The following is a 19,025-nucleotide window of genomic DNA, read 5'->3' on the forward strand; positions in this document are numbered from 1 at the left end:
CCCGCCGCGGCTCACGGCCGTACGGCGGCAGCGGAGATCAACAGATGGCGCTGTTCAGCCTGCACAGGTCGACGTGCAGGCGTGCCACGAGCAGCGTGCCCGGCGCCTTTTCGCTCACGTCGAGAAGAACCATGGGCTCATCGTATCGATTCCCGGTCCGGCTTTCGGAGTGTGATCTCACGTGATGGACTCATTCCGTCCGCCATGCGGTATCAGTAGGCGTCCACGACCTTGACCTCCTCCTCCGTCACCTCTCCGTCCAGGATCCGGAACGACCGGAACTGGAATTCGCCGGCGCCGTCGGTGTCCGCCGTGGAGACCAGGACGTAGTGGGCTCCGGGCTCGTTGGCGTAGGTGATGTCGGTGCGGGAGGGGTGGGCCTCGGTGGCGGTGTGGGAGTGGTAGATGATCACCGGCTCCTCGTCGCGGTCGTCCATCTCCCGGTAGAGCTTGAGCAGGTCCTGCGAGTCGAACTCGTAGAAGGTCGGCGAGCGGGCGGCGTTGAGCATCGGGATGAACCGCTCGGGGCGGCCCTCGCCCACGGGACCGGCCACCACGCCGCACGCCTCGTCGGGGTGGTCCTCGCGCGCGTGGGCGACGATCTGGTCGTACAGGGCCTGTGTGATGGTCAGCATGCGGCCAGCATAAGCAGAAGGACCGGTCCGTACCGGTGGGTGGTACGGACCGGTCCATATGCCGGACGACTTGAGCGGTGGCGGTCGGGGACACCGCGAGGGTTCCCGGTTGCCGGGCGTCCTGGGTGCGCGTGAACGCGCTGGTCAGCCGATCTTTTCGAGCTCCGGCTCGCCGGGCCGGTCGGTGATCTCCGGGTTGCGGGCCTTGAGTACCGCCCAGCCGATGCCGAGGGCGGCGGCCCAGCCGGCCATCACGTACAGGCAGACGCGGGCGTCGGCGTCGTAGGCGATGAGGCAGGTGACGAAGAGGAGGAAGGCGATGGCGATGTAGGAGCAGACCGAGCCGCCCGGGGCGGGGAAGGAGGAGGCGGGCAGGCGGCCCGCGACGACCTTGCGGCGGTAGAGGACGTGGCTGATCAGGATCATCAGCCACGTCCAGATGCCGGCGGCGGTGGCGATGGAGGTGACGTAGCCGAAGGCCTTCTCGGGGACGACGTAGTTCAGGACGACGCCGATGCCCATGAAGACGACCGAGACGCCGATGCCGATGGCCGGGGTCTTGGTCGACGACAGCCTGTTGAAGATCCTCGGGGCCTCGCCGTTGTCCGCGAGGGTGCGCAGCATGCGGCCCGTGGAGTACATGCCGGAGTTGCAGGACGACAGGGCGGCGGTGAGGACGACGAAGTTGACGATGCCGGCGCCGGCCGGGATGCCGATGACGGTGAAGGCCTCCACGAAGGGGCTGACGCCCTCGGCGAACTCGGTCCACTTGACCACGGCCAGGATGACGGTGAGGGCGCCGACGTAGAAGAGGGCGATGCGCCAGGGCAGGGTGTTGATCGCCTTGGGGAGGGTCTTCTCCGGGTTCTCCGACTCGCCGGCGGTGACGCCGACCAGTTCGACGGCGAGGTAGGCGAACATGACGCCCTGGAGGGTCATCAGGGAGGAGCCGATGCCCTTGGGGAAGAAGCCGTCGAAGGCCCACAGGTTGGAGACGGCGGCGGTGTCGCCGGCCTGGCTGAAGCCGAGGGTGAGTACGCCGATGCCGATCACGATCATGCCGATGATGGCGGTGACCTTGACCATCGAGAACCAGAACTCGATCTCGCCGAACAGCTTCACCGAGATCAGGTTGGCCACGAACAGCAGGACCAGGAAGACGAGGGCGGACACCCACTGCGGGATGTCGGGGAACCAGTAGTGGATGTAGATGGCGGCGGCGGTGAGTTCCGCCATGCCGGTGACCACCCACATCAGCCAGTACGTCCAGCCGGTGAAGTACCCGAAGAAGGGACCGAGGAATTCTCGCGAGTACTCGGCGAAGGAGCCGGAGACGGGGCGGTAGAGCAGGAGCTCGCCGAGGGCCCGCATGATGAAGAAGATGATCACGCCCGCGAGGGCGTACATGAGGATGATGCTGGGGCCGGCCTTGGCGATGTTCGCCCCGGCGCCGAGGAAGAGGCCGACGCCGATGGCGCCGCCGATCGCGATCATCTGGACCTGGCGGCTGTTGAGTCCGCGCTCGTAGCCCTCTTCGGGGGCCTTCTCCGTGTCGACCTGCGCAGAGGTCATGTGTGATGCGCCTTTCTCCATGCCGACCCGGGCCTCGACTCGGCCTCGGATCGGGTCTCGATCCCCCCGGATGATGGAGCTGAGCGGGCCTCACGTCCCGCTCGGTGCCTGGCCGGCGGTCCGCCGGCTCGGTGGCGCACCCGGTCGAACATTCGGGTGGTGTTCGCCGGGCGGTCGTGAAGATTTACCACGGTGGCGTCACTGATCACAGGGGCGGACTGTGACGTGTCACACGGACAGAAGCGAACAAAGGGCGCCCCTGCGGTGCAAAAAAGGGCGCCGGTTTGACGGGATCGTTATCCGGATTTGAATCTCCGCTGAGCGGTGTCGTCCCCGCGTGCGCGGAACGCGGACGTACCGTCCCGTTCAGGGCATCAGGGCATCAGGGCATCAGGGCATCAGGGCATCAGGGTCGCGACGAGCGTCTCCTGGAGTCCGCCGAGCCACAGGTAGGCCATCACCATCGGCTTGCGGGGGTCCTCGTCCGGGAGCCGGTAGAGCAGGTCGGTGTCGTGCTCGTCGGCGATCTCCAGCCGGGAGCCGATCGCGAGGCGCAGGTCGTTCAGGGCGCTCAGCCACTGCCGGGACTCCTCGGCCGACAGCTTCAGCACCGCCCCTTCCTCGCCCGCGGCCGCCGAGGAGAGGGCGTCCAGGGTGCGGATCACCGCGAGCGCGTTCTCCCGCTTGCCGGCCCTGAGGTCGTTCTCGGTGTAGCGGCGGAACTCGGCGGAGTGCGCCCGCTGCTCCTCGGCCTCCCTGGCCTGCGGGGTGCCCTCGGGGTCGCCGTAGGCGTCCGGGAACAGGCGCCGCAGCACCGGGTCGGAGGGCGGCTCGCTCGGGCCCTCGGCGAAGAGCTCGGCGAGCGGGTCGTCGGAGGCGTCCTCGGCGGGGCCGGGGCCGATCAGCTCCAGGAGCTGCACGGCCAGGGACCGGATGATGGAGATCTCGACGTCGTCGAGTGCGACGGCCGCGCCGCCGCCGGGGAGCGGTTCGAACTGTCCTGGCATGGAGGTGATTCAGCTACTTCCGTCCTGCGGGCGGGCGTGGGTCATTTCCGGTCCTGCTGGAGGGTGGCCCACAGGCCGTAGCCGTGCATGGCCTGCACATCCCGTTCCATCTCCTCGCGCGAGCCACTGGAGACGACCGCCCGGCCCTTGTGATGGACGTCCATCATGAGCTTGGTGGCCTTGTCCTTCGAGTAGCCGAAGTACGACTGGAAGACGTACGTCACGTAGCTCATGAGGTTGACGGGATCGTTGTGGACGATCGTCACCCAGGGCACGTCGGGCTCGGGTACGGCGAAGACCTCCTCCGCCGACTCGGTCTTCTCGATCTCCATGGGTGCGGCTGCCGTCACATGGCCCATGCTGCCACCACAGGGGGGCACTCGCACAAACGGGCCTGTGGCCGGCACCACGCTCCCATAAATCGTCAGACTGACGAAATGGGGGTACGATCCCGGTCGTGCTGCACACGCCGGGGGACAGCCCCCGGGCCCCCGGCCTGCTCGGGGGTGCCCGGAAAGCCATAGCTAGGAGAGTTCGGTGGACGTAGCGGACCTTGGGCTGCCGGTGGACGTTCCCTCGACGGCGCTCTTCACGGACCAGTACGAGCTGACCATGCTCCGAGCCGCCCTGCGGGCGGGTACGGCCGAGCGGCGGAGCGTCTTCGAGGTGTTCACCCGCCGGCTTCCCGACGGGCGCCGTTACGGCGTCGTGGCGGGCACCGGGCGGGTGCTGGACGCGGTGGAGAACTTCCGCTTCGACGCGGGCGTCCTGCGCTTCCTTCGCGAGCGGGGCATCGTCGACGAGCAGACCCTGGACTGGCTCGCCGGGTACCGCTTCAGCGGCGACATCTGGGGCTACCCCGAGGGCGAGGTGTACTTCCCGGGCTCGCCGATCATGCGGGTCGAGGGGACCTTCGGCGAGTGCGTGCTGCTGGAGACGGTGATCCTCTCCATCCTCAACCACGACTCGGCGATCGCCGCCGCCGCCTCCCGGATGTCCTCGGCCGCCGGGGACCGCCCGCTGATCGAGATGGGCGCCCGCCGCACCCACGAGCTCGCCGCCGTCGCCGCCGCCCGCGCCGCCTACGTCGGCGGCTTCGCGACCACCTCCGACCTGGCCGCCGGCTTCCGCTACAACATCCCCACCGTCGGCACCTCCGCCCACGCCTTCACCCTGCTCCACGACAACGAGCGCGACGCCTTCCGGGCCCAGGTGGACGCGCTCGGCCGGGACACCACGCTGCTGGTGGACACCTACGACGTCGCCGAGGCCGTCCGTACGGCCGTGGAGATCGCCGGGCCCGAGCTGGGCGCCGTGCGCATCGACTCCGGCGACCTGCTGCTGGTCGCCCACCGGGTGCGGCAGCAGCTGGACGAGCTCGGCGCCACGGAGACGAAGATAGTCGTCACCTCGGACCTGGACGAGTACGCCATCGCCTCGCTGGCGGCGGCGCCCGTGGACGCGTACGGCGTCGGCACCCAGCTGGTGACCGGGTCCGGGCACCCGACGGCCTCGATGGTCTACAAGCTGGTCGCCCGCGCCGAGTCCGGCGGTTCCACCGGCGAGGGGGCGCCGCTGGTGCCGGTGGCGAAGAAGTCCAGCGGCGGCAAGACCTCGGTCGGCGGACGCAAGTGGGCCGCCCGGCGGCTGGACGCCCACGGCTACGCCGAGGCCGAGGTGGTCGGCACCGGACCGGTACCCGCCGACCTCGCCGGCCGGCAGCTCCTCGTCGAGCTGGTCAAGGGCGGTGAGGTCGTGGCCCGTGAGCCCCTGGACGCCGCCCGGGACCGGCACGCGGCCGCCCGCGCCAACCTCCCGCTGTCCGCCACCCAGCTCTCCCGAGGGGAACCCGTCATTCCGACGGAGTACGTGCACGGGGGCTCGGGTAGCTAAAGCTGGTGCCCCCGATACGGGGCGCGCCCACTGTCCCCCGATCCCCGGCATCTCCCCCGTCCCTCCCCCTTCCTCCACATCCCCTCCACACGATCTCTCCCCCGCCCCACAGTCGCCCCAGCCGAAGGACACCGACCATGCGCCGCGCCTTGATCGTCGTAGACGTGCAGAACGACTTCTGCGAGGGAGGCAGCCTCGCGGTGTCCGGCGGTGCCGACGTGGCCGCCGCCATCACCGAGCTGATCGGGCAGGCGCCCGCCGGCTACCGCCACGTCGTGGCCACCCGCGACCACCACGTCGCACCGGGCGGCCACTTCGCCGACAACCCCGACTACGTCCACTCCTGGCCGGCGCACTGCGTGGCCGGCACGGAGGGCGTCGGCTTCCACCCGAACTTCGCCCCCGCCGTCGCCTCCGGCGCGATAGACGCCGTCTTCGACAAGGGGGCGTACGCGGCGGCCTACAGCGGCTTCGAGGGCACCGACGAGAACGGCACGTCCCTCGGCGACTGGCTGCGGACCCGGAAGATCGACGAGGTCGACGTCGTGGGCATCGCCACCGACCACTGCGTACGGGCCACCGCCCTGGACGCCGCGCGCGAGGGCTTCCGTACGCAGGTGCTGCTCGACCTGACCGCCGGGGTGGCCGCGGAGACCACCGAGCGGGCGCTGGAAGAGCTGCGGGAGGCGGGAGTGGAGCTGTCCGGGAAGCCGGTCGTCCAGTAGCGGGCGCCGCCGGGCGTCCGCCGCCGCGCGTGCGCTGCCCCGGCGCCCGTCCCGCGCCCTGGGGCGGTTCGCCTCACGTCTGGGCCGTCGGGCGTCTGATCAGGGCCCGGATGGGATGCCACAGCTCCTGGACCAGTTCCGGACCGCCCAAGGCGCCGGCCACCGGCGCCGTGCGCCATATGAGGCCGTCCGGATGGTGCAGGACCGCCGTGACCTCGTCCGGGGTCGGCGGTGCGGCGTTGCCCCGCAGGTAGACCGCGCGCAGGCCCAGGTTGCGCAGCCTGGTCAGGGCGCGCGCCCGGTTGAGCGCGTGGACGAGGACGCGCACGCTGCCCTCGGGGGCGGCGGGGCTCGGCAGGTTCAGTGCCACCACCACCGTGCCGTTCGGCAGCTTGCAGAAGCCTCCTGCGGCCATGCGGTCATACCCCCGTGTCAGCCGGTGTCGGTGCGGGTGTCAGTAAGAGAACCACAGGACGCACCTAAACACGGATCGGCGGCGACCCGCCAGGGGTCACCGCCGATCATGCCTTGACCTGGGCAGATGCTATTTACCTGCCCGCAGGACCGACCTCGAGCTCGATCGTCGAGCCGTTCTTGGCCTCCTTGAGGATCTCGATCTTCGTGTTGGTGTCAGTGATCCTGACGCCGCCGGTCGGGTTCGACTCGTCGTAGTAGTCGTTGGTGCGGTCGTTGAAGACCGGCACTCCCTTGGAGCCGGGGATCCAGGTCGCCACGTCGCTCTTGTGCAGCGTCATGCCGTCCGTGCGGTAGCGGCTGAACGGCGAGTCGTACGTCTGGACGCGGTTGCGCATCAGCGTGCCGTCGGAGTACTTCAGCGCGGTCGGGTGGGAGTCGACCGGGAGGAGCAGGCCGGTGCCCGGGTGCTGGCTGGTGTTGTTGTCCGCCTGGGAGGTGTCCCACTTCCAGATCAGCAGGCCGTTCTGGTACGCGTAGTGCTCCACCCAGTTCGGGCGCGACGTGAAGCCGAAGTTGTACGGGCCGGTCTTCAGCGTCTTGTCGTACGACACGTACTGCCGGTTCTCGGCGATGTAGTACTGCGCGTAGTCCTTGGTGAAGGACGCGCCGACGCGGGTGAAGCCGTCGGCCGTCCAGGCGGCGTCCGCGCTCTCGGCGTTGTCGGAGAAGAGCGTCTCGCCGTCGGCCGTCACCGTGATCCCGTCGGCCGCGAAGCCCTTCTGGGCCACGCCGCCGTCGGTCTGGTAGCGGAAGCGCAGGTCGATCTTCTTCCCGGCGTACGCGTCCAGCGGGTAGGCGAGCTTGCCGTAGGCCTCGACGGTGGCGCTCAGGGCCGGCTTGCCGCTGCCGTCGCGCTCGATCGGCCGACCGTCGAAGGTGCCGTCCAGGGCGGTCCAGTTGGCGCCGCCGTCGGTGGACACCTCGGCGTAGAGGTAGTCGTAGTTGGCCTCGATGTCGTACCAGCCGTCGAGGGTGAGGGAGGCCGACGTCCTTCCGGTCAGGTCGACGCCGCGGGCGAGCGTGTTCTTCAGGTTGTCACCGCTGCCGCTCCACCACTGGGTCTGGCCCTCGGCGGGGGTGACGATCTCGGTGGTGACCGCCTTCTTCGGCAGCTCGACGACCAGCGCCTGCTTGTGCTTGGTGTTGTACTCGGCGACGCCCAGCTTGTGCCAGGAGTTGACGCCCGCCTTGGCGGTGTCGTAGTTCAGCCAGCCCAGCTGGAGCTTGTCCCAGGCGGTCATGTCGCCGGGCAGGTCGCCGATCTCGTTGCGTCCGGTGCCCAGCCACGAGCCGGACGACATCAGCGTCCAGAAGCCGGTGGAGTTGTCGCCGCCGGCCGTGTCGTAGTGGTCCGGCAGGCCGAGGTCGTGGCCGTACTCGTGGGCGTAGACGCCGAGTCCGCCGTTCTCCGGCTGGATGGTGTAGTCGCCGACCCAGACGCCGGTGGAGCCGATCTGCGCGCCGCCGAGCTTGTTGTCGCCCGGGCCGGTGGCGCCGGCGTCGGTGCCGAAGGCGTACCAGCGGTGGGCCCAGATCGCGTCGGTGCCCTGGGCGCCGCCGCCCGCGGACTCGTCCTCGCCGGCGTGCACGATCTGGAAGTGGTCGATGTAGCCGTCGGGCTCGTTGAAGTCGCCGTCGCCGTCGAAGTCGTAGCGGTCCCACTCGTCGAAGCGGGCGACGTCCGCCTTGATCTGGGCGTCGGTGCGGCCGGCCGCCTTCTGCTGCTCGACCCAGGCGGTCAGGCCGTCGCTGACGACGTTCCACACGCTCGGGCAGTTGGTGTCGCCGCAGTCGTTGTTGCCGTAGCGGGCCTCGTTGTAGGGGACCTTGACCCAGTCGGAGACCTCGCCCTCGACCGAGTAGCGGCCGGAGGACTGCTTCTCGTAGTACGTCTTGACCGAGTTGACGCCCTTGCCGGAACCGAAGTACAGGTCCTGGAAGTGCTGCTGGTCGTAGTCGGCCTTCCAGGCCGTGGAGTTGTCCGTCGTGCGGTCCGGCTTGGCTATCCGGTTGTGCAGCGGGCCCGGGTCGCCGCCGTAGCGGCTGTCCACCTTGTCGCCGAACTCGACCAGGATGGTGAAGATCTTGTCGGTCTTCTCCCGGCCCAGCTCGACGTACTTGGCGTCGCCCTTCTTGCTCTTGAGCTGGACGACGTTGGAGCCGTCCTTCTTCTTCACCGAGGCCTTGCCGGATATGACCTGGTTCAGCGCCTCCTCGCGCTGGGCCTCCTGAGTGTCACTCATGGGGCCCTTGAGGTCATGGGAGTGCATGCCCTTCGCGGGATGCGGGTCGTGGCGGTCCACGGCCTCCGGCCGGGCGGGCGAGTCCGCCTGCGCCACGCCGGCCGCGGAGAGCGTGGCGGTGGCGGCGGCGAGTGCGACGGTGGTCGCCGCCGTTCTGAACGTCCAGGATCTGCTGGTCACTTGAGGTCCTCCCCCGCGTGCATGCGCGCGGATGGGGGGACAAGGACAGGGCAGGTCCGCGCACACGTGATCAACGCGTGTAGTCAAGTGACGACATTTGACTAGAGGTTCACCGGAAAAGACAGCCCTTGACTTGCGCAGGACAAGTGCACTATGCGGAGTCGGCGTTCGCTTTACGGACACCGAACCGTGACCGTCATGGCCGTCGTGGCCGCCTCGGGCCGTCGGCGTGGCCGTCGTGGCGCCCCCCGACGGGCGCGCGGGACTGTCCACTTCCCGGACGCCATGAATCCGTGCGCCCCCTGTGCATCGGCCCTGTCGGTTAGGTCACGCTTACTGCCGGTTCCACTCGGGCACACAGCGGGTTAGAGTCGCTTGGCGGAATGCCCGGGAGCCGGTGGAATGCCAGGCCGACGACCCGTCACACCCCAGATTGTCTTCCGAGGACACGATGGCCATGCCCCGTCCGACTGCCTCACAGTTCGCCTACGGTTCGTGCACGGTGATCATCTCGACGCTCGCCATGCTGCTGCTGTCACAGACGAGTTCGGGTCCCGGAATCGCCGTCATCGCCGTCGCGGCGCTGGCCCTCGGGCTGTTGGTCGCCATGACGGTGCCCCGGCCCGGGACGCGGAGGGTGACCACCGTGCCGGCGAGCAGGCCGGCCGCTGCCCAGGAACCGGTGCCGGCGGCACGGGTCTCCGCGGGCGCGGGCGAGCCGGCCCGAGGCCGCGCCGCCTGACACCTTTCCCGGGACCTCAACGGGCACTGACCACCACCGTCTTGGCAGCCTTGTCGTGCAGGCCCTGCTTGTAGGGCCGGTCGAAGAAGCTCCAGCCACCGGCGATGACCGTCCAGACACAGGCGCAGCAGAAGGCGAACGGGATCCACAGCACCAAGGCGCGGATCAACGACGTCTGCACCGAGGGTGTGGCGCCGTCGTCCAGGTTGGCCACCCGCAGTCCGAGCCACTTCTTGCCGAGGGTCTGACCCGTCTTGGTGGTCATGTACGTGTCGTAGGCGATGTAGAGCACCGCGGCGATCAGGGACTGCCAGAAGGAGTTGCCGACCGAGATGTTCTCGCCGTCCACCTGGTACTCCTGGACGTTGAAGGCCCAGCTGAGCAACCAGACCACGATGCCCACGAGGATCATGTCGATGATCCGGGCGAGTGTGCGCTTCGCGCTGTCGGCGAGCGGAGCCATGCCGGCCAGCGGATCGGTGGGGTAGGAACCGCCCCCGTACGGATCGCCGCCGTAGGGGCCGCCGCCACCGGGAGGCGGAGCACCGTAGGGACCGCCGCCGCCAGGGGGCGGAGCACCGTAGGGACCGCCGCTCCCGGGAGGCGGGGGCGCGCTGCCGCCGTACGGCGGGGGCTGGCCGGCGCCGCCGTGCGGGGGCGGGTTGTCGTACGGCGATCCCGTCCCGCCCCCGCCGGGGCCGGGGTCCGGCCCGGGGGACGAGGGACGCTTCCTGAACGGGTCGTCTTCCGGCGGCTGCCCGCCGGAGCCGGGGGGCGGTTCGCTGCTCATGGCCCGAGTCGACCGCGAACCCCCGGGCGGCGCACCCGGCGAGCCGCCGTCCGGAGTACGGGCGCCTCCGGCGACGGCGCCGGGACGGGCGGCGGCACGGGCCGCGTGACACGGGCTGGAGGGCGCGGGCCGGGGCAGGGTGAGCCGCGGGCCACAGGCGGCGCGTGTCTGCGGTTACGGCGCGTCGGGGCGGGCGGCCGAGACGGGCGTTCGCCGCCGGGCCCACCACTGCCGCGCCGGCCGAGCGGCAGTACGGGCCGCCGCACGGCCGGTGCGTGCCATGCGCGGCCGGGGGCGGCGTCGGCCCCCGGGTCAGCCGGCTACGAAGGTGCGGGCCGCCTTGTCGTGCCAGCACTGGTGCCACGGGCGGTCGAACAGGCACCAGGCGACGCCGACCACACCGACGGCCAGGAGGCCGGGGACGCTGTAGACCAGCCAGCGGCGCAGGGCCGCGCCGAAGGACGGGGGCTCGTGGGCCTCGATGTCCCGTACCTCCAGGCCAAGCAGCTTCTTGCCCAGGGTCCGGCCCCACTTGGCGGTGGGCAGCGCCTCGTAGACGACGCCGAAGAGCAGCAGGACGGCGAGCACGATGCCCAGGTACACGGACGTCGTGCCGTCGAGCAGCCACACCGTGACGGTCTCGCCGGAGAGCTTCGCCTCGTCGATCTTGTCGTTGACGTGGTCGATCCCCTTGATACCGAGGGGTACGGCGGCCGCCGCGGTGACGCACGCGAGGACGACGGTGTCGATCAGCCGGGCGGCCAGACGCTTGCCGAGCCCGGCGGGGCGGGCCGCCGCCTGGCGCCGGGCGGCAGCCTGGAACACGTCCTCGACCGGCGGTTTCCAGGGCGCGACGGGCTGCTCGTCACCACCGGCGCCCGCGAGCCGGTGCACCTGCTGCGCCCAGGAGGACTGCCCTCCACCGGGTCCGGACGCGACCGGGGCGGAGACGGCGGGCTGCTGGGGCGAGGCAGGCTGCTGGGGTGAGGCGGCCGGCTGCGGCACGGCGGCGGCCTGGTGCGGGAGGGCCGAGCCGACCGGCCCGACCGGACTGCCCTGGCCGGTGGGGCCGGTGGGGCCTCCAGTCTGCTGCGGGCCGGAGAGGGCCGTGGGGGTGGCGGCCGCCGGGGGTTGCGCGGCGGCCGCTCGGCCGGCGGCGGCCTTCCCGGCACCGAAGCCGGGGCCGGAACCGCGGCCGGAGCCGGATACGGATCCGGGGCCGGGGCCGGAGCCGCCCGCGGCGTCGGCGCGCGGGGAGAGCGCGCGGAAGGTCATGGTGCCGTCGTCGCCGGCGCCGTCCGGGGCCGGGGCGCCCTGGCCCCCTGCCGTCGGGCGCCGGAAGACGAAGGTACTGCCCGACCCGGCCTCCTCCGCCCCGCCCGCGGACGCGGCCCCCGGCCGGCGGCGCGGGACGGCAAGGCCCGCGCCGCCGGCCTTCGTTGAGCGCGGGCGCCTACCTCTGCCTGATCCTGAGGAAGGTGACGGAGTTCGCCGGGAAGGTGTACGTGAACTTCCCCGCCACTCCCGAGAAGGTCGACGTGACCGGGGTGACCGGCGCGTCCGTCTCGGTGTTGACCGCGTCCGGTTCGGCGGCCAGCGTGGTGACGCGGGCCTTGGAGGCGACCTTGGCGCCACCGAGGTCGACGGCCGTGCGGGCCGCCGTGTCCTGGGCGTTGACCACCTTGACGATCAGCTCGCCGGTGCGCTCGTCCTCCGTGACGATCTGGCGGAACGGCTCGGCCGGCTTGTCGTCGGTGAAGCTGCCCCACTCCTTCCCGTCGAGGTAGAGGGTCACCTGACGGCCCCGCACCTTGATGTCGATGTCGTAGGCGCGGCCCGTCTCGATCGAGCCGGCCTTCGACAGCAAAGTCGACTTGCCGCCGTCCGAGGCCTGTTCGACGGCGGACTGGGTGTTGTTCCAGCCGCCCAGGTTCCACCAGTAGTAGTTGCCGGTGTCCTTGACGCCGAAGGCGACGAGGAAGCCCTCCTTGCCGGACTTCTTCGTGGCCTTCACATGCAGGTCGTAGTCCTTCCAGGCGGGGTCGCCCGCCGTGACCAGGGTGTTTTCGGCGGCGGCATCGGTCTGGACGTACTGGCCGTCCTGGACGGTCCAGCTGCCGGTGCCCGAGTGGGTCCACCGGGAGGCGTCACCGGAGAAGTCGTCGGCCAGGAGGGTCTTCCCGTCGGCCGAGGTCACCTTCACGTCGTCGTACGCCGCGCTGGTCGCCCAGGTCGACAGGCCGACGGCGCCGGTGATGGGACCGCTGACGGCCGGCGTGCCGGTCGCCTTCGAGGGGACGACGCGGTCGCCGGTGTTGTTCATGAAGAGCTTCTGGACCTCGTAGTTGGCCGAGTTCCAGGACGCGTGGTTGTTGAACCAGATCATGTCCGGGCTCCACTGCACGTAGTCCTCGTTGGCGAGCAGCGGGGCGTAGGAGGCGAGCTTGACGATGTCCGCGTTGCGCTCCAGGCCGGTCATGAAGGCCGCCTCGGACAGGGCGTTCTTCCAGGCGTTGCCCTGGGAGGCGTACTCGCCGAGGAAGACCTTCGGGCCGTTCCTGTCGTACGAGTCGTAGCGGTCGTTGTTCTGCAGGAACCACTGCGGGCTGTTGTAGTAGTGCTCGTCGACCATCTCGACGCCGGCCTCGCGGTTCAGCTGCCAGGCGGTGTCGAAGGTGGTGCCGGAGTCGTCCGGGCCGGAGTTGGAGACCACGGTGATGTCCGGGTACTCCGCCTCGATCGCGGCGCGGAACTCCTTGAAGCGGGCCATGAACTCCCGGGGGAGGTTCTCCTCGTTGCCGACACCGATGTGGGTGAGGCGGAAGGGCTTCGGGTGGCCCATCTCGGCGCGCTTGGCGCCCCACTCGCTGGTACGGGGGCCGTTGGCGAACTCGATGAGGTCCAGGGTGTCCTGGATGTGCCGCTTCAGCAGGGCGTCGTCGGTGGTGGCCTTGTTCTGGCCGCAGCCGGTAACCAGGGCGGGGACGACGGGCAGCGGCATGGCGCCGATGTCCTCGGCGAAGCGGAAGTACTCGTAGTAGCCGAGGCCGTAGCTCTGGTTGTAGCCCCAGAAGTTGGCGTTGGTGGCGCGCTCCTCGACCGGGCCGATGGTGTCCTTCCACTGGTAGCTGCGTTCGCGCTCCCAGCCGCTCGCCTCGCTGTAGTCCTCCATGGAGCCGGTGTTGACCAGGCAGCCGCCGGGGAAGCGCAGGAAGCCGGGGTCGAGGGCCTCGATCTTCTCGGCGAGGTCCTTGCGCAGGCCGTTGGACTGGTTCTTGTAGGTGTCGCGCGGGAACAGCGACACCATGTCGAGGGCGGCGGGGGCGGTGGTGGCGACGGCGAGCCGGCCGCGGTTGCTGGTGCGGGTCGCCTTGAAGGTGGCGGTGTACTTGCGCCACTCGCCCTTCGCGGCGACCTGGCGGACCTTCGCGAGCGGGCCGGCGGCGTCCCGGAGGGTGACGGTGAGGGTCGTGCCGCTCTCGGCGCGGGCCCACACCGAGAAGTCGTACTTCTTGCCCTTCTCCACCCGGATGCCGGTGTTGTAGCCGGCGTTGGCGACGGAGGAACCGGCGTCCAGGGAGAGGTAGTTGCGGTTGCGCTCGTTGAGGCGGCCGTCGTCGTTCACCACCTCGGCGGTGCCGTCGGCCGTCCAGGAGGTGAGCGGCGTGTACGAGGCGTTGTCGGCGGTGGAGTACTCGAAGGACCGGTTCTGCACGAGCTCGGCGTACAGGCCGCCGTCGGCGGCCCGGTTGATGTCCTCGTAGAAGACGCCGTACATCGTGTCGTCGATCGCGGCGCCCTCGGCGGACGGGTCGACGGTGATCGCGTAGTCGGCGACGGCCTCCGCGTGCGCCGGGGACGGCAGCAGGGCCGAAGCCGTCAGCAGGGCGGTGACGCTGAGACCGAGTCTCCAGCGGGTGCGTGACATGGATACTCCGCGGCTCTCACTAGGTTGTTCGAGATATCGGACACTGGTCAGCACTTCGAACGGCAAGATAGGGAGGGGGTGGAGGCGCGTCAATGGGTCGCGCAGCAACCAGTGGGCCGGAGGCGGAAAGCGGGTGGAAATGAGCGAGTTGTGGCCGGTACCGGATGTGCTGGCGTTTCTCGCGGGCCGGTGGCGCACCGAACGCTCGGTGCGGGACCTGGCGAGCGGCGCGGAGGGCCGCTTCGTGGGGACCACGGCGTTCGACGCGATGGCCGGCGGCGGGCTGCTGAGCCGGGAGTCCGGGGCCTTCACCTGGCAGGGCGTGACCCGCCCCGCCGAGCGCACCCTGCGCTACGAACCCGGGGCCGCGCCGGGCACCGCCGACGTGCGCTTCGCGGACGGCCGCCCCTTCCACGGCCTGGATCTGACCTCCGGACGCCATGTGGCCGACCACCCGTGCGCCGCCGACCTCTACCGGGGCGAGTTCACCGTCCGGGACGAGGACCGCTGGCGGACCGTGTGGCGCGTGGGCGGCCCTGCCAAGGACCTGCTGCTCACGACGGACCACCTCCGCGAGAGCCCGGGTCCCCGCGCCGGCGGCCGGCCCTCCCCGGGACTCTAGGCAGGCGTCCCCGGGTCCCTGGGCAGGCGTCCCCGAACTCCAGGCAGGCGTCGCCAAACTCCAGGCAGGCGTCCCCGGGCCCCGGGGCAGGCTCGGCGCGTCGGTCAGGCCGGGATGCCCGCAGGGCTCGGGGGAGCCCTGCGACCCGTTATCGCGGCGCGTCCGCCCCGTCGCCCCTCGCCTCCGCGCAGGCCGTACGCAGGCGCCGCACCCCTTCCGCGATCTCCCCGACGCCCGCGACCGCGGCGAAGCTCAGCCGGAGGTGGGCGGCCGGGGGTTCGGCGCTGAAGTACGGGCGGCCGGGGGTGATGGCGACGCCCGCGCGCAGGGCTGCCGAGGCGAGCCCCGCCTCGTCCGTGCCCTCGGGCAGGCGCGGCCACAGGTGGTAGCCGCCGGAGGGGACGTGGGGCAGGGACAGCTCGGGCAGGTGCAGGCGCAGCGCGGCTGTCATCGCGTCCCGGCGGGCCTTCAGCTCCGCGGAGATGAACCGCAGATGGCGAGGCCAGGCGGGCGAGCCGACGAGTTCCAGCGCCGCCTCCTGAAGGGGCCGGGGCACGAAGAAGGTGTCGACGACCTGGATGGCCCGCAGCCGCTCCAGCACCGGCCCGCGGGCGGCCAGGGCGCTCACCCGGAAGCTGGGCGAGGTCGCCTTGGTCAGCGAGCAGACGTGGACGACGACGCCGTCCGGGTCGTCGGCGGCGAGCGGGGCCGGCAGCGGGCCCGCGTCCTCGTGCACCAGCCGCCGCACGAAGTCGTCCTCGACGACGAAGGCACCGGCCTCGCGGGCGATGCGCAGCACCTCGCCGCGCCGCTCGGGGGCGAGCACGGCACCGGTCGGGTTCTGGAACAGCGGCTGGCAGACGAAGACCCGGGCGCCGGTCGCCCGGAAGGCGTCGGCGAGCAGGGCCGGCCGCACACCGTCCGCGTCCACGGGGACCGGCACCGGACGGAGGCCCGCCGCACGCGCGATGGCCAGCATGCCGGGGTAGGTCGGGGACTCGACGAGTACGGGGGTGCCGGGCGGGGCGAGGGCGCGCAGGGCCGTGGTCAGCGCGGACTGGCCGCCCGCGGTGATCAGCACCTCCGCCGCCGTGATGGCCCCGCCGATCCCGCGGGCGAACCACTCCCGCAGCTCCGGCAGACCCTCCATCGGCGGCCGGCCCCACGCGCCGGGCCGCCGCCCGGCCCGGGACAGGGCCGCCGCCATCGCCCGCTCCGGCTGCAACGACGGGTGCAGGTAGCCGCCGTTGAACTCCACGACGCCGGGCGGCGGGGCGGCCAGCGAGACCAGGACCCCGGAGGCGTCCACCGAGCGCGGTACGAGGTCGGCGGCGCCGTCGGCGCTGAGCGCGACCTCCTGCCAGGAGGTGTCCCCGGAGGGCACGGCAGGCCGGTGCCGGTGGGCACGGAAGGCACCGGCGCCGGGCCGGGTGACCACCAGCCCCTCGGCGGCCAGCTGCGCCAGGGCGCGGGAGACGGTCACCGGGCTGACCCGGAACCGGTCGACGAGGGCCCGGCTGGACGGGAGCTTTCCACCGGGTGAGTAGCGGTCGAGTTCCCGCCGCAGTTGGTTCGCCAGATCACCGACGCTGCTACGCTCTTGCATGAGAGCACAGAGTAGCGCTACCAGCTCGACGGCGATAGCAGTCGGCGGTCCGGACACCTCCTCGGGCGCAAGCTCGTTCGGCACCCTCCAGGCCGCCCTCGGTGTGGTCGCCTTCTCCCTCACCTTCCCCGCCACCGCCTGGGGCCTGGAGGGCTTCGGCCCCTGGTCCCTGATCGCCGTGCGCAGCGTCCTGGCCGCGGTGATAGCCGGTGGCTGTCTGCTGATGCTGCGCGTGCCGCTGCCCGAGCGGCGGCACTGGTCCGGGCTCGCGGTGGTGGGCGGCGGCGTCGTCCTCGGTTTCCCGCTGCTGACCACCCTCGCGCTGCAGACCTCGACCACCGCGCACGCCGCCGTCGTGGTCGGCCTGCTTCCGCTGACCACCGCGCTGCTGTCGGCGCTGCGCATCGGCACCCGCCCTTCGCGCACCTTCTGGATCGCGGCGCTGGCGGGTGCGGCGGCCGTGCTCGCCTTCACGGTGCAGCAGAGCGGCGGCGCCCTGACCACGGCCGACGCCTATCTCTTCGGGGCTCTGCTGGTGTGCGCGGCCGGCTACACCGAGGGCGGCCGGCTGGCCCGGGTGATGCCGGGCTGGCAGGTCATCGGCTGGGCGCTGATGCTGTGCCTGCCGCTGACCGTGCCGATGGCCGCGGTGGCCCTGTCGTTCGAGCCGGTGCACCTGACGGCGCACGGCGTGACCGGGCTGCTGTGGGTGGCGGTGGGCTCGCAGTTCCTCGGCCTGGTCGTCTGGTACCGGGGCATGGCGGCCATCGGCATCCCGAAGGCCAGCCAGTTGCAGCTGGCCCAGCCGCTGCTCACACTGGTGTGGTCGGTACTTCTCCTGGGCGAGCACCTGACGGTGGCCGCTCCGCTGACGGCCGCGGCGGTGCTGGTCTGCATCGCGGTCACCCAGCGGGCCCGGGGGTAGGGCATGCCCCAGGCGGCACACAGGTGAGGAGGCCTCACAGATGCACGCGACCAAGGGCGACCAGCTCATCCAGCACGGACGGGTGGTCGGTGAACACGACAAGGTGGCGGAGATCGTCGAAGTGATGGGCGAGAAGGGCGCTCCCCCGTACCGGGTCCGGTTCGAGGACGGGCACGAGGCGGTGTGCTCGCCCGGCCCCGACTCCGAGATCCGGCATCGGGAGATCCAGCTCTAGCCGACGCCCGACGTCCGGCGCCCGTCCTGGCGGGAGGTGCCGGCCGGCTGCGCGTAGTGGTCGGCACTCACCCGCGCCATCGCGCCGGTCCGGTCGGCGGCGACGTCCTTCGCGGCGAAGAAGACGTGCCCGCGCACCTCGGGATACTGCCGCGCCAGCGTGAGGTGCCGGGACAGTTCGGCCGGGTCCTGCCAGGCGGCGGGCTGTGCCGGGTCGCCGGCCTTGTACAGCGCCTCCCCCACGTACAGCTGCGTCCGGCTGCCCCTGGCCACCTCCGCCCACCACTGGAGCAGCTTCGCGTAGTCGGCGGCGGCGAGACCGATGTTCCAGTAGAGCTGCGGCACGATGTAGTCGATCCAGCCCTCGCGCACCCACGTGCGGGTGTCCGCGTGCAGGTCGTCGTACGTCTGCACACCGGCCCGGGTGTCCGAGCCCTTCGCGTCGGTCGCCGCGTTGCGCCACACCCCGAACGGGCTGACGCCGAAGCGGGCGGCCGGCCGGACCTTCTGGACGCGGGCCGCCGTCTCGCGCACCAGCAGGTCGATGTTGTGCCGTCGCCAGGCGGCCTTGGAGGCGAAGCCGCTGCCGTGGGCGCGGTAGGTCGCCCCGTCGTCGAAGCTCTCGCCCGCCACCGGATAGGGGTAGAAGTAATCGTCGAAGTGGACGCCGTCCACGGCGTACTTCTCCACCGCGTCCATCATCGCGTCCTGGACGAAGGCCCGGACCTCGGGAAGCCCCGGGTCGTAGTAGAGCTTGCCGCCGTACCGCACCACCCAGTCGGGGTGCCTGCGCGCGGGGTGGGTGGGCACGAGGAGGGCCGGGTCGTCGTGCGTGGCGACGCGGTACGGGTTGAACCAGGCGTGCAGTTCCAGGCCGCGGGCGTGGGCCTCCTTCACGGCCGTGCCCAGCGGGTCCCAGCCCGGGTCCCGGCCCTGGCTGCCGGACAGGTACTGGGACCAGGGCTCGTACGCCGACGGCCACAGCGCGTCGGCCGTCGGCCGCACCTGGAAGATCACCGTGTTGAGACGGTGCCGGACCGCCGTGTCGAGGTGCTCGACGAGTTCCGCGCGCTGCTCGGCCGCACGCAGCCCCGCGCGGGTGGGCCAGTCGCGGTTGGCCACCGTGGCCAGCCACATGCCCCGCATCCCGGTGACGGCACGGCGGGCGGGCGGCCGCGCGGCGGGACCCGGCACCGCCGGCGGGGTCTGCGCGGCCGACGGGACCGGCGCCGCCGAGGCCCCGGGCGCCATGCTGAACGCCGACAACGCCGCCACCGCGAAGGCACGACGCGAGACACGGCCCATGGGGAGACCTCCTGAACGCAGTGGATCCGCGCGGTCACGGATCGTGGACGGGCTCCCAGCATGCCCGACCCGGGCGACGGATCCGTGGCCATTCGGGGGTAACGTGCACGATCGGAGCAGACGCCGGGGACCCCGGCGGAG

Annotated in this window: 18 protein-coding genes; 6 read left to right on the top strand and 12 right to left on the bottom strand. The window is 71.4% G+C overall.

Features of this window, described 5'->3' with window-relative positions; genetic code table 11:
* Nucleotides 1–37: 37 nt before the first annotated feature.
* The 5 genes from ACP4J0_RS26480 to clpS all read right to left on the bottom strand — a co-directional run bounded on the left by ACP4J0_RS26480 (nucleotide 38) and on the right by clpS (nucleotide 3,573).
* Nucleotides 38–133 carry a putative leader peptide gene (locus tag ACP4J0_RS26480; RefSeq protein WP_310873142.1) on the bottom strand — a complete coding sequence of 32 codons (96 nt, stop codon included), beginning with the start codon at nucleotides 131–133 and terminating at the stop codon, nucleotides 38–40.
* A gap of 79 nt (nucleotides 134–212) precedes the next feature.
* Nucleotides 213–635, bottom strand: a complete 423-nt coding sequence (locus ACP4J0_RS26485) for a Mov34/MPN/PAD-1 family protein (protein WP_426601239.1) — start codon at nucleotides 633–635, stop codon at nucleotides 213–215.
* 144 nt (nucleotides 636–779) lie between these two features.
* Entirely contained in the window at nucleotides 780–2,207 is a 1,428-nt protein-coding gene (locus ACP4J0_RS26490; RefSeq protein ID WP_426601240.1) for an amino acid permease, read from the bottom strand.
* 398 nt (nucleotides 2,208–2,605) lie between these two features.
* On the bottom strand, nucleotides 2,606–3,214 hold the full coding sequence (locus ACP4J0_RS26495; protein ID WP_426601241.1) for a DUF2017 domain-containing protein: 609 nt from the start codon (nucleotides 3,212–3,214) through the stop codon (nucleotides 2,606–2,608).
* Nucleotides 3,215–3,255: 41 nt separating this feature from the next.
* The gene (clpS, locus tag ACP4J0_RS26500; protein WP_073723603.1) at nucleotides 3,256–3,573 is read right to left on the bottom strand and encodes an ATP-dependent Clp protease adapter ClpS; all 318 of its coding nucleotides are present in this window, start codon (nucleotides 3,571–3,573) and stop codon (nucleotides 3,256–3,258) included.
* A 178-nt stretch (nucleotides 3,574–3,751) separates the two neighbouring features.
* On the opposite strand from clpS, the gene ACP4J0_RS26505 reads away from it, so the two are divergent.
* Together ACP4J0_RS26505 and ACP4J0_RS26510 are read left to right on the top strand one after the other, a co-directional pair.
* The gene (locus ACP4J0_RS26505) at nucleotides 3,752–5,107 is read left to right on the top strand and encodes a nicotinate phosphoribosyltransferase (RefSeq protein ID WP_426601242.1); all 1,356 of its coding nucleotides are present in this window, start codon (nucleotides 3,752–3,754) and stop codon (nucleotides 5,105–5,107) included.
* Nucleotides 5,108–5,244: 137 nt separating this feature from the next.
* Complete coding sequence (locus ACP4J0_RS26510) at nucleotides 5,245–5,832, top strand: nicotinamidase (RefSeq protein WP_426601243.1); 588 nt, start codon at nucleotides 5,245–5,247, stop codon at nucleotides 5,830–5,832.
* Nucleotides 5,833–5,905: 73 nt separating this feature from the next.
* Here the strand turns inward: ACP4J0_RS26510 and ACP4J0_RS26515 are convergent, their stop codons facing one another.
* Nucleotides 5,906–6,247, bottom strand: a complete 342-nt coding sequence (locus tag ACP4J0_RS26515; RefSeq protein WP_426601244.1) for a hypothetical protein — start codon at nucleotides 6,245–6,247, stop codon at nucleotides 5,906–5,908.
* Between the two features lie 133 nt (nucleotides 6,248–6,380).
* Complete coding sequence (locus tag ACP4J0_RS26520) at nucleotides 6,381–8,732, bottom strand: immune inhibitor A domain-containing protein (protein ID WP_426601245.1); 2,352 nt, start codon at nucleotides 8,730–8,732, stop codon at nucleotides 6,381–6,383.
* A gap of 457 nt (nucleotides 8,733–9,189) precedes the next feature.
* Here ACP4J0_RS26520 and ACP4J0_RS26525 point away from each other — a divergent pair, with 457 nt between their 5' ends.
* Complete coding sequence (locus tag ACP4J0_RS26525) at nucleotides 9,190–9,474, top strand: hypothetical protein (RefSeq protein ID WP_426601246.1); 285 nt, start codon at nucleotides 9,190–9,192, stop codon at nucleotides 9,472–9,474.
* Nucleotides 9,475–9,490: 16 nt separating this feature from the next.
* On the opposite strand, the gene ACP4J0_RS26530 is transcribed toward ACP4J0_RS26525, so the two are convergent.
* The 3 genes from ACP4J0_RS26530 to ACP4J0_RS26540 form a co-directional block, all read right to left on the bottom strand.
* Nucleotides 9,491–10,264, bottom strand: coding sequence for an RDD family protein (locus tag ACP4J0_RS26530; protein ID WP_426601247.1), 774 nt, complete (start codon nucleotides 10,262–10,264; stop codon nucleotides 9,491–9,493).
* 312 nt (nucleotides 10,265–10,576) lie between these two features.
* Complete coding sequence (locus ACP4J0_RS26535; protein WP_426601248.1) at nucleotides 10,577–11,539, bottom strand: RDD family protein; 963 nt, start codon at nucleotides 11,537–11,539, stop codon at nucleotides 10,577–10,579.
* 178 nt (nucleotides 11,540–11,717) lie between these two features.
* Nucleotides 11,718–14,192, bottom strand: coding sequence for an alpha-L-arabinofuranosidase C-terminal domain-containing protein (locus ACP4J0_RS26540; protein ID WP_426601249.1), 2,475 nt, complete (start codon nucleotides 14,190–14,192; stop codon nucleotides 11,718–11,720).
* Nucleotides 14,193–14,331: 139 nt separating this feature from the next.
* Here ACP4J0_RS26540 and ACP4J0_RS26545 point away from each other — a divergent pair, with 139 nt between their 5' ends.
* Entirely contained in the window at nucleotides 14,332–14,814 is a 483-nt protein-coding gene (locus ACP4J0_RS26545) for a DUF6314 family protein (RefSeq protein ID WP_426601250.1), read from the top strand.
* A 148-nt stretch (nucleotides 14,815–14,962) separates the two neighbouring features.
* Here the strand turns inward: ACP4J0_RS26545 and ACP4J0_RS26550 are convergent, their stop codons facing one another.
* Nucleotides 14,963–16,420 (bottom strand): PLP-dependent aminotransferase family protein, encoded by a 1,458-nt coding sequence (locus tag ACP4J0_RS26550; RefSeq protein WP_426601251.1) that lies wholly within the window; start codon nucleotides 16,418–16,420, stop codon nucleotides 14,963–14,965.
* Here ACP4J0_RS26550 and ACP4J0_RS26555 point away from each other — a divergent pair.
* Nucleotides 16,419–17,345, top strand: coding sequence for a DMT family transporter (locus tag ACP4J0_RS26555; protein ID WP_426601252.1), 927 nt, complete (start codon nucleotides 16,419–16,421; stop codon nucleotides 17,343–17,345). The genes ACP4J0_RS26550 and ACP4J0_RS26555 overlap by 2 nt on opposite strands.
* Before the next feature lie 40 nt (nucleotides 17,346–17,385).
* Entirely contained in the window at nucleotides 17,386–17,580 is a 195-nt protein-coding gene (locus ACP4J0_RS26560) for a DUF1918 domain-containing protein (RefSeq protein WP_426518696.1), read from the top strand.
* Here ACP4J0_RS26560 and ACP4J0_RS26565 read toward each other — a convergent pair.
* A complete protein-coding gene (locus ACP4J0_RS26565; RefSeq protein ID WP_426601253.1) occupies nucleotides 17,577–18,884 on the bottom strand; it encodes a glycoside hydrolase family 10 protein in 1,308 nt (435 codons plus the stop codon). The two genes, ACP4J0_RS26560 and ACP4J0_RS26565, sit on opposite strands and share 4 nt — an antisense overlap.
* Between the last annotated feature and the right edge of the window lie 141 nt (nucleotides 18,885–19,025).

The organism is Streptomyces sp. WG7, assembly GCF_049975785.1.
Taxonomy (GTDB): domain Bacteria; phylum Actinomycetota; class Actinomycetes; order Streptomycetales; family Streptomycetaceae; genus Streptomyces.